Here is a 9,247-nt window from a genome sequence, read left to right as displayed (position 1 = left end):
CAGTTTGTGGTGCGGTACTTGCGCCGACCCCAGTTCGTCTCACTCATCATCCGAGCCTACTACCGCTGCGGCCCGGATTTGTGCAACAAAGCCCTATAGCGGTGGAGCTACAGTGGCGACAGTTGGCCCTATCAGTACTGGAGCACTCAATTCGTCATTTAACGGCACCTCAGATACGAACCTGTTGGCACCGGGCGCAATCCTGGGCGGTGCAGGCGCAATGACCATTACCTTGCCCGTGACTGTGAATGCGGGTGTGAGCTCTGGCACAGTGATCTCCAACCAGGCAAACGCCAGTGGCTCTGGGGTGACAGGTAATGTTCCCACTGATAACGTGGACAACTCCAACCCAGCATGTCCGGCTGCTGCTCCTGCGCCATGCCTGCCCATTGGAGTGAGCGTACCTTCTGGTAGTGTGCAGCAGCCTCAGACTTCGACGGTTGATCCAGTATTGGTGGGAGTAGGTACCCCTGCGACCAACCCAGGTACAACAGCCTCTATGACAGGTGTAAAGTCGGTGCGCAATGCCACTAGCGGAGGCAACAGTGTGCTGCCTGGTGAGCAATTGGTCTATACGATCAGCTATGCGAATGTAGAGGATACAGATATCACCAACTTCCAGATCACGGAAACTCTTCCGAGCTATGTCAGCTACAACGGTGGGGCGACAGTGGCGACCTTTGGATCAGGTATTAGCACTGGCATGCTCAATTCGGCATTCAACGGCACCTCAGATATCAATCTGTTGACATCAGGAGCGGTTTTGGGTGGTAAGGGTGTAATGACCATTACCTTGCCAGTCACGGTGAATGCTGGCGTGAGTTCCGGAACTGTGATCTCTAACCAGGCCAATGGCAGTGGCTCTGGTGTGACAGGATCGGTTCCTACTGACAACGTGGATAACTCCAATCCGACATGTCCAACGGCAACTCCCGCGCCATGCCTACCCGCCGGGGTGACTGTGCCTGCTGGCAGTGTTCTGCAGACCCAGGCTGCAACTATTGACCCAGTGCACGTGAGTGTCGGCAGTAAGCCGGTCGCTGCCACTCCGGTTCCGGCAAATAGCACTGTATTGTTGCTGCTCTTGTCGTTGCTTGTGCCATTTGGCGCACGTAGTCTTGGGGCACTGAAGCTGGAGAAACCTTAAAGCAGTAGACATTGTTTGAGCAGCTAGATGGCTCGAACTTGACTTCTTGAATAGCGCCCGATGTCATATCGGGCGTTTTCTTTTTTGCATACCGGTTGCACTTGAAGTACGTTGTTGTGCAAACGATTTAGATACATCTAGACTACGGCCTGCTAATACATCGCAAACCACACAGGCAACACACTCCCTTTGAGGAGCTGGTATGGCAGTGGCCTGTGTTTGTGATGCCGCCGCTGAGCAGGATCAACTCAAGTTCGTCTTCTTACTCGTGCTTCAGCAGTGCATTGACCAAATCGAGTTGGCGATTGTGGGGCTGTGACTCCAACTGCAGGCTGGTCTCGATGCGCGATAGATGCGCGCGCATGCTCTCGACGGCGGCCTCAACATCGCCGCTGCGGCACAGTTTTAAAAGCTCTTCATGTTCGTCTGAAGAGCATTGGGGGTCGTTGGAGGTATGGTAGAGCATGGCGATCAGCGAGCTGCGCGCCACTAATTCGCGCACCAAGTCAGACAGCGTGCGATTACCCGTGGCCTCGGCCAATACCACATGGAAATCGCCCAGCAGCCGCTCCCGCACCGTGCTTGTGGCTGAGCGGACATGGAGGGCCTGGCGCTCGAATTTGATCTGCTCTGCAAGCAACTGGTAGTCGCGTGGCTTGGCACGCGCCATGAACAGACGCACCACCTCAGCTTCCAGAAGTTGGCGCACGCTAAAGACCTCGCGGGCCTCTTCCACGCTAGGCTGGCTGACGAAACATCCTTTGTCGGGAATATTCTCGATCAGTTTGTCCTTGGCCAGCATCACCAGTGCGGCGCGCACCTTGGTGCGACTGACGGCATATACCCGGCCAAGAGCCTCTTCGCGCAGCCAAGTGCCCGGCGGCAGGCGCCGCTCAATGATGGCTGTGGCGATATCCTTGGCGATGGACTCGATCGATTGTCGGTCGGTATCGCCAAGGCTGCTGGCATTGTCAGCACTGGGTCCGGAGGAGGCGGAAGCGAGGGGCATTTTGCGTGGGCGGGGCATGCACCATTGTGGCTCAGATGCCCATTGACCATCTTCGGGCGCTGGCTACTCTTGCAAGGCAAAGGGCTGCAGCATCCCCTCCATGGGTTTGGCAGGTGGGCGGTTCAGCTCGCCGCGCTTGCTGGTCGCTAGCCTGAGCGTGATCAGTGACTCCAGCAACTGTGTACCGGCTGTCACGCCGTCCACTACAGGTACACCCAGCGTTCGGGAGATGTGCTCGCACAAGTCGGTCATACCGGCGCAGCCGAGTACGAGCACATCGCTGCCGTCTTCGGCCAACGCTCGGCGGCATTCCTCCACGATGCGCTCGCGTGCGCCTGAGCCAGGTTCTTCCAACTCCAGTACCGACAGTTCGCAGGCTCGCACATTGGCACAGAAACGTTCCATGCCATAGGCTTCGGCAAGATGTTTGGCCTGCCCGATGGTGCGGCCCAGAGTAGTGACAACGCTGAAGCGGCGCCCGATGAAGCTGGCCATGTGCATCGCGGCCTCGGCAATGCCCACAACCGGGCCCCGTGCCAACTCGCGCGCGGCCAGCAGCCCTGGGTCGCCAAAGCAGGCGATCAGGTAGCCATCGAAGCCGTCGCGCTCGCCTGAGGCGATCTCCGCGAGCAGGCCAGGCACTGCAAGCGCCTCGTCGTAATGGCTCTCGATGGAGACTGGCCCCATGGCCGGGCTGACAGTCACCACCTCGGTGCCGGGCCTCGCCACAGCGCGGGCGCAGGCCCCCATCTTCTCGGTCATGCTCCAGGTGGTGTTGGGATTGATGATCTTGATGCGCATGCTGGCCTCCTTGGACCGTAGACAGGTTCTATTTGCGGCAGAGGATGGGATAGATGACGAGGCCCAGCCCCATGCCGATGAACCAGGAGTAATTGGCGGCGCCATGCAGTGCGGGCACCACAACGCACAGGATGGGGATGGTGGCTGCAGGCACCATGGTCCAGATGGCGGCCTTGTTGTAGCCGTTGCTGTACCAGTATCTGCCCTGAGGGCTCAGGGTGTAGAGGTCATCGACCACCACATGGCCCTTGCGCACCAGGTAGAAATCGGCAATCAGGATGCCAAACAGCGGGCCGATGAACGAGCCCAGAATGTCCAGCGTGTAGTGAATCACCTCGGGGTTGTTATACAGGTTCCATGGGGTGATGAAGATCGACCCCACGGCGGCGATCATGCCGCCCGTGCGCCAACTGATGTGCTGGGGAGCTACATTGGAAAAGTCGAACGCGGGCGACACGAAGTTGGCTACGATATTGATGCCGATGGTGGCGATCATGAAGGTGAGTGCGCCCAACACAACGGCAGTGGTGCTGTCGATCCGGCTGACGGTGTGTACTGGATCGGTGATAAGTTCGCCAAACACGGGAACGGTGGCGGCAGAGGTAATGACCGTAAGCACTGAGAAGAACACGAAATTGACCGGCAGGCCCCAGAAGTTGCCTTTCTTCACAGCACTGAAATCCTTGGCGTAGCGCGAGAAATCGCCGAAGTTCAGCATAGGGCCACTGAAGTAGCTCACCACCAGTGCGATGGCAGATAGCATTACAGGCAGTGCGTCCCACCCCTTGTATCGCACGCCGCCCAGATTCAGGTCGATATTCTCCCAGCCAGCCTTCCAGACCAGCCAGCCGCACAGCACCATCATCACCACGTACACACCGGGGCCGGCCCAGTCGATGAACTTGCGGATGGCTTCCATGCCGTGCCAGAACACGAGGGCTTGCAGCACCCACATAACCATGAACGACACCCAGCCCAGCGTGGACAAGCCCGCAAAGCCGTGCAACTCTACCAGGGAGTAGGGGCCGAGCTTTGGAAAGAAATGCAGCGCCAAAACCATGAAGGCGGCGGATGCCAGATAGGTCTGGATGCCGTACCAGGCCACGGCGATCAGGCCGCGGATGATAGCGGGAATATTGGCCCCTTTCACTCCGAATGACGCGCGGCATATCACCGGATAGGGCGTGCCGGTTACCTGGCTGGGTTTGGCCACCAGGTTGCAGAAGTACTGCACGATGACGATGCCCACCAGCAGGGCCACCATCACCTGCCAGCTCGTCAGTCCCAACGAGAACAGGCTACCGGCGGTGATGTAGCCGCCTACGCTATGAACATCCGCCATCCAGAAAGCAAAGAAGTTGTATTGCCCCCAGGTTTGCTTTTTGAGCGGGGCAAGGTCCTCATTGGTCAGAGCCGGGTCGTAACCGGGCTTAATCAGCGCATTGGAGTCGGCGTGGACGCCGTGCGCCTGGGGCAGCGCGTTGACGGGCATCTCTATGGTGCTCATGGGTCTCTCCTGTGATGGTTCGAAGGACCAAACCGACCGCCATGCACCCTACACATAAAACCAAGTCAGCAGTCGAAATGGATACGTTATTTGTATACAAAAATAGGATTCAATCAATAGGGAAAACATTCTTTTGGCGCAGGGGTATTCCCTGAATCTAGGATCAGCTGACGGTTTTCATGAGGGGTGGCAAGAACGACTGTCCCTGCGCTGGGCGTTGTTGCACAGATTGACCAGAGGCCGAGCCCACTCCAGCCTGCCAGCCTGGGCGACGGCAAGCTCGTGGCCACTTTCACGACACTCGATGGCATTGATCTGACGGCCGCCGCACCGGACGGTACGCTGTTCTTCCGCGGCTCAGCAGGCGGCAAGCCGTTTCAGGTCAGTCCCAAGGGGGAGTCCTGTGTGTTGGCGAGTGGCTGGCCCAAGACCGGCGGCGTGGCCTACGACGAGTACAGTCGCCGGCTGTTCGCAGTGGTGGTGGTGTCCGATGCGATTGGCCCGGCGAGCGTGCGGCTTGTGCCGGTGAAGTGCGCAGGATATGTGTGGCGGCTTGCCTGCTCTGGTGCTAGCAGCATGGCTCGGGCCAGAAAGACTGGCCGGCAGCCTGAAGGCAATCCCGGCTGCCATCACTCCGCAGGCAGTAATGCCCGCAGGTGCTCCAAAAACGCCTTCACGCCTTGCGGCAACTGGCGTCCGGTCAGCGTCTGCAATTCGATGGAGCGGGCATTCATGCCGCGCTCGCGGATGGCCGCCGTATGCAACTGGCCCCGGCGCACGTACTCGCGCACGGTGACCTCGCCGCCCAGCGTGAGTCCGCCGCCATGCAGCACAAATCGCACCAGGGCATCGAACTGGCTGCTCTCCAGCGCCGGTTCAAACTCCAGCCCACGCTGACCGCAGGCAATGTCAAACAGCTGGCGCGCGGTGTTGCCTTCGTCCAGCAGGGCAATCGGGTAGGGGTGCATCTGCGCAAGCGTCACGCTGGCAAAGCGGGCCAGCGGGTGATCGGGCGGCATGATCGCAATCACAGGCGAGTTCTGGCGGTGTTGCACATCAATGTCGCGCACTGCGGCGCGGCTGTAGGTGAGACCGATGTCGGCGTCTCCGTTGCGCACGGCGTGGGTCACCTCGGCAGGTGATGCGGCAGTGAGCTGAAACCGCATGCCCAGGTGCTGGTTGCGGAAAGTGGCCATGGCATGGGGCAGAAACTCGAAGGCAAACCCGGCGGATGCAACCACGCGGACATGGCCACGGCGCAACCCGTGCAAAGCCTGGATGTCCGACACCACCTGTTCTGCTTCCAGCGCGTGGCGTCTGGCATGGTGAGCGAGCAGCTCTCCTGCGGCACTGGCCACCATGCCTCGTGGGCGGCGCTCGAACAAGGGGGTTTGCAGCACTTCTTCCAGTGATGCGATCTGGCGGCTGACGGCCGATGCCGAAACATTGAGTCGCAGCGCAGCTTCGCTCACCGAGCCGCTACGCACCACTTCCAGAAAGTAGCGAATGGCGGTGTCCTGTAGATGCTGAGACGTTCGCATGGCCTGCTTTGCAAAAAACGCAACGATAACCGCAGAAAATTGTGATTGTCGGAAAGTGGATGTTTACCTATGCTGAATTTTCAAGACATCCAGGAGACGGACATTCAATGAGCGAGCACCGTATTTCTGCCAGCTCCGGCATCGTGGAACTCAGCGCCACCCAGCTTTCAGCAGCCATCCATCGCAAAGAGGTTTCCTGCACTGAGGTGCTGCAGGCCTTCTGGGGCCAGATGGATCGGCTCAACCCCCAGGTCAATGCCTTGGTGGCGCACATGCCCCGCGAGCCGCTGCTGGCGCAGGCGCGCCAGCTTGACGAGGAGCTGGCGCGTGGCCACAGCAGGGGCCCGCTGCATGGCTTTCCGCAGGCGCCCAAGGACATTTCACCCGCTGCAGGCATGGTCACTACCAAGGGCTCGCCGATCTTCGCGGGCCAGGTAACGCAGGCGGATGCGGTGGCTTTCGAGCGCATGCGCGCTGGCGGCGCACTGTTTGTGGCTCGCAGCAACTCGCCCGAATTCGGGCTGGGTGGCCACACCTACAACCCTGTCTATGGCACCACGCGCAACGCCTTCGATCCCGCGCGCTCGGCGGGTGGCAGTAGTGGCGGTGCAGCCGTGGCTGTGGCCTTGCACATGCTGCCGGTAGCCGATGGTTCGGACATGATGGGTTCGCTGCGCACGCCGGCCGCATTCAACAACGTCTACGGCCTGCGCACTTCGGTGGGCTGTGTGCCGCACGGGCCGGGGGATGAGGTGTTCTTTCAGCAGTTCAGCGTGGCGGGGCCAATGGCGCGCAATATTCCCGATCTGGCGTTACTGCTGTCGGTGCAGGCGGGGTTTGATGCACGGCTGCCGCTCACGCGGCGCAGCGAGGGCGCACAGAACTGGGGCGGGGCGCTGTCGCGTGATTTTCGCGGTACGCGCATCGGCTGGCTGGGCGATCTGGGCGGGCATTTGCCCATGGAGCCTGGGGTGCTCGATATCTGCCGTACGGCACTTCAGTCGTTCATCAACATCGGCTGCAAGGTGGATGAAGTGGTGCCGCATTTCGACATGGAGCAGCTGTGGCGGGCCTGGATCGACCTGCGCAGCTTCACAGTGGCGGGCGCCAATGCAGCGTTGTACGACGATCCGGCAAAACGCGCATTGCTCAAACCCGAAGCCCTGTGGGAGATGGAGCGTGGCAGTGCGCTGTCCGCCATGGACATCTATGCGGCAGCGCGCGTGCGAAGCGCCTGGTATGAGACGCTGCGGCGGTTGTTCGAAACCTACGATTTCCTGATCCTGCCTGCCGCCCAGGTCTTTCCTTTCCAGGCGGAGCTGGACTGGCCCAAGACCGTGGGTGGCCGCACCATGGACACCTACCACCGCTGGATGCAGGCGGTTATTCCCGCCACCATGGCGGGCCTGCCTGCGCTGGCAGCACCTGCGGGCTTCAGCGCGCAAGGGCTGCCTGCAGGCTTGCAGATCATCGGACCTGTGCAAGCCGATCTGGCCGTGCTGCAGATGGGCCATGCCTACGACCAGGCCAGCGGCCATGCGCGCGTAGCGAGTCCGCTGCTGGCTTGATGTCGTGTTTTCAGAAAGCGTATCTTCCTAAGGAGATTTTCACCATGGCCTTGTCCCGCTCCCGCTTCCTCATCTGCATGGCGGCCAGTGCTGCCGCACTGGCGCTGCCACCGGCCCTCGCGCAGCAGCATTACCCTGATCGGCCGATCAAGCTGGTGGTGCCCTATGCGCCCGGCGGCGCGACCGACATTCTGGGCCGCCTGCTGGCCACTGCGCTGGGCGAGAAGCTGGGCCAGCCCGTGATCGTGGACAACCGCCCCGGCGCCAGTACGGCCGTGGGGGCGGGGCTGGTGGCCAAGGCGCAGCCTGACGGCTACACACTGCTGCTGGGTGCAGGCTCGACGCTGACGATGAACCCCGTGGTGCGCAAGACGCTGCCCTACGATCCGCAGCGCGGCTTCACCATGCTGGGCGTGGTGGCAGACATGGGGCTGGTGCTGGTGGCCAACAACGAGGTAAAGGCCAATACCTTGCAAGAGCTGGTCGCTGAATCGAAAGCCGCGCCGGACAAGTTCTCGTATGGCACTTTCGGCGCGGCGTCATCGGTGCATTTTGGCGGCGAGCTCCTCAAGTCCGCCACGGGCTTGAGCATGCTGCACGTGCCCTTCAACGGTAGCTCGCCCAGCCTCACCGCGCTCATGGGCGGACAGGTGCAACTGGCCGTCGATACGGTGGTGGCGACCTCGCCACTGATCAAATCGGGCAAGATCAAGCCGATTGCCGCACTGGGAGCCAAGCGGCTGGCCCTGTTGCCGCAGGTGCCGACGGTGGCCGAGAGTGGCTACCCGGGTTTTGACATGAGCACCTGGTTCACCTTCATGGCGCCAGCCGGACTGCCTGGGCCAGTGCAAAAGAAGCTGGAGCAATCACTGGCCGATGTGATGGCGGTGCCCGAGATGCAGCGCAAGCTCGTGGACATTGGCCTGACACCCGCCTGGGGGCCGGGTGCGGCCCTGCGCGAGCGTGTGGAGCGCGAGCTGCCGCTGATGCGCGAAGTGGCGCAGCGGGCCAATATTCAGGCAGAGTGAGTGCCTGCAGCCGAGTTGAGGATCGGTATCAAAAAGATAGCTGCTGGCGCATATGCAGAAAGCGCTGGCAACCATTTTTGGTTTTCAGCAGATCAGGCGACCTGTGCGTGGAAGGCCTTGTTGGCGATCTTCCAGCCTTGCTCGGTCTTGAGCAGCACGAAATAGTCGGTGAAGGTGATATTGCCGTGCACCAGCGTGACCTTGGCGCTGGCCGCCGTGCCCACGATATCGAGCGTATCGATGGTGCGGCGGCGTGTGGCCTCATCGGTGGCCGGGGTGTGCTTGAAACGCTGGCAGTAGGTATCGAGGTCCCACGATGTCAGGGGGCCTTCGCGCACGCTCTCCAGCCGTGCGGTAGGCATGAAGGCGGCGCGCATGTGCTCTGCACTGTCTTCTGCATGGCCTCGCATGTACAGCTCCAGCGGCACGCGCACGGCGGCCTCTTCGGGGTGGTTGGTCAGGCGGGTGGCTGCGTTGCTCATGGTGTTGTCTCCTCGGAAATAGTTCGGAAATCGGTGGGAAATCGGTGGGAAATCGGTGGGAAATCTGCCGCAGGACCGTGAACACGATCCCGAGAGGCGCTCATACGGGGCAATACGGCGCCCTGCGGCAGGTATGCGAAGCGATGGTAGTGGGCGCAGGCGCT

The 9,247-nt window shown here is 61.0% G+C and carries 8 protein-coding genes; 3 read left to right on the top strand and 5 right to left on the bottom strand.

Annotated features, from left to right (window positions below; genetic code table 11):
- On the top strand, positions 1 to 1,147 hold a 1,147-nt coding region (locus tag ABIE32_RS11245; protein ID WP_429016139.1), incomplete at its 5' end, for a hypothetical protein.
- Positions 1,148 to 1,409: 262 nt separating this feature from the next.
- On the opposite strand, the gene ABIE32_RS11240 is transcribed toward ABIE32_RS11245, so the two are convergent.
- From ABIE32_RS11240 to ABIE32_RS11225, 4 genes are all read right to left on the bottom strand, one after another.
- Positions 1,410 to 2,156, bottom strand: a complete 747-nt coding sequence (locus tag ABIE32_RS11240) for a GntR family transcriptional regulator (RefSeq protein WP_429016136.1) — start codon at positions 2,154 to 2,156, stop codon at positions 1,410 to 1,412.
- Positions 2,157 to 2,219: 63 nt separating this feature from the next.
- The gene (locus tag ABIE32_RS11235) at positions 2,220 to 2,957 is read right to left on the bottom strand and encodes an aspartate/glutamate racemase family protein (RefSeq protein WP_429016133.1); all 738 of its coding nucleotides are present in this window, start codon (positions 2,955 to 2,957) and stop codon (positions 2,220 to 2,222) included.
- 28 nt (positions 2,958 to 2,985) lie between these two features.
- Complete coding sequence (locus ABIE32_RS11230) at positions 2,986 to 4,464, bottom strand: NCS1 family nucleobase:cation symporter-1 (protein WP_429016131.1); 1,479 nt, start codon at positions 4,462 to 4,464, stop codon at positions 2,986 to 2,988.
- Between the two features lie 629 nt (positions 4,465 to 5,093).
- Positions 5,094 to 6,005 carry a LysR family transcriptional regulator gene (locus ABIE32_RS11225; RefSeq protein ID WP_429016128.1) on the bottom strand — a complete coding sequence of 304 codons (912 nt, stop codon included), beginning with the start codon at positions 6,003 to 6,005 and terminating at the stop codon, positions 5,094 to 5,096.
- Positions 6,006 to 6,112: 107 nt separating this feature from the next.
- Here ABIE32_RS11225 and ABIE32_RS11220 point away from each other — a divergent pair, with 107 nt between their 5' ends.
- Together ABIE32_RS11220 and ABIE32_RS11215 are read left to right on the top strand one after the other, a co-directional pair.
- Positions 6,113 to 7,573: an amidase gene (locus ABIE32_RS11220; RefSeq protein WP_429016127.1), complete on the top strand. Its 1,461-nt coding sequence runs from the start codon at positions 6,113 to 6,115 to the stop codon at positions 7,571 to 7,573.
- A gap of 44 nt (positions 7,574 to 7,617) precedes the next feature.
- Complete coding sequence (locus ABIE32_RS11215; protein ID WP_429016125.1) at positions 7,618 to 8,601, top strand: Bug family tripartite tricarboxylate transporter substrate binding protein; 984 nt, start codon at positions 7,618 to 7,620, stop codon at positions 8,599 to 8,601.
- Positions 8,602 to 8,693: 92 nt separating this feature from the next.
- On the opposite strand, the gene ABIE32_RS11210 is transcribed toward ABIE32_RS11215, so the two are convergent.
- Complete coding sequence (locus tag ABIE32_RS11210; RefSeq protein WP_429016123.1) at positions 8,694 to 9,083, bottom strand: nuclear transport factor 2 family protein; 390 nt, start codon at positions 9,081 to 9,083, stop codon at positions 8,694 to 8,696.
- Positions 9,084 to 9,247 lie beyond the last annotated feature (164 nt).

This window comes from Comamonas sp. 4034 (assembly GCF_050434545.1).
GTDB classification, from domain to species: Bacteria; Pseudomonadota; Gammaproteobacteria; order Burkholderiales; family Burkholderiaceae_C; genus Comamonas; species Comamonas odontotermitis.
This window is presented reverse-complemented; position numbering and strand designations above follow the sequence as displayed.

Excerpts from the sequence above, each read along its gene's own strand:
- ABIE32_RS11210 (WP_429016123.1), bottom strand. The coding sequence starts at position 9,083 with ATGAGCAACGCAGCCACCCGCCTGACCAACCACCCCGAAGAGGCCGCC.
- ABIE32_RS11220 (WP_429016127.1), top strand. The coding sequence starts at position 6,113 with ATGAGCGAGCACCGTATTTCTGCCAGCTCCGGCATCGTGGAACTCAGC.
- ABIE32_RS11215 (WP_429016125.1), top strand. The coding sequence starts at position 7,618 with ATGGCCTTGTCCCGCTCCCGCTTCCTCATCTGCATGGCGGCCAGTGCT.
- ABIE32_RS11230 (WP_429016131.1), bottom strand. The coding sequence starts at position 4,464 with ATGAGCACCATAGAGATGCCCGTCAACGCGCTGCCCCAGGCGCACGGC.
- ABIE32_RS11225 (WP_429016128.1), bottom strand. The coding sequence starts at position 6,005 with ATGCGAACGTCTCAGCATCTACAGGACACCGCCATTCGCTACTTTCTG.
- ABIE32_RS11240 (WP_429016136.1), bottom strand. The coding sequence starts at position 2,156 with ATGCCCCTCGCTTCCGCCTCCTCCGGACCCAGTGCTGACAATGCCAGC.
- ABIE32_RS11235 (WP_429016133.1), bottom strand. The coding sequence starts at position 2,957 with ATGCGCATCAAGATCATCAATCCCAACACCACCTGGAGCATGACCGAG.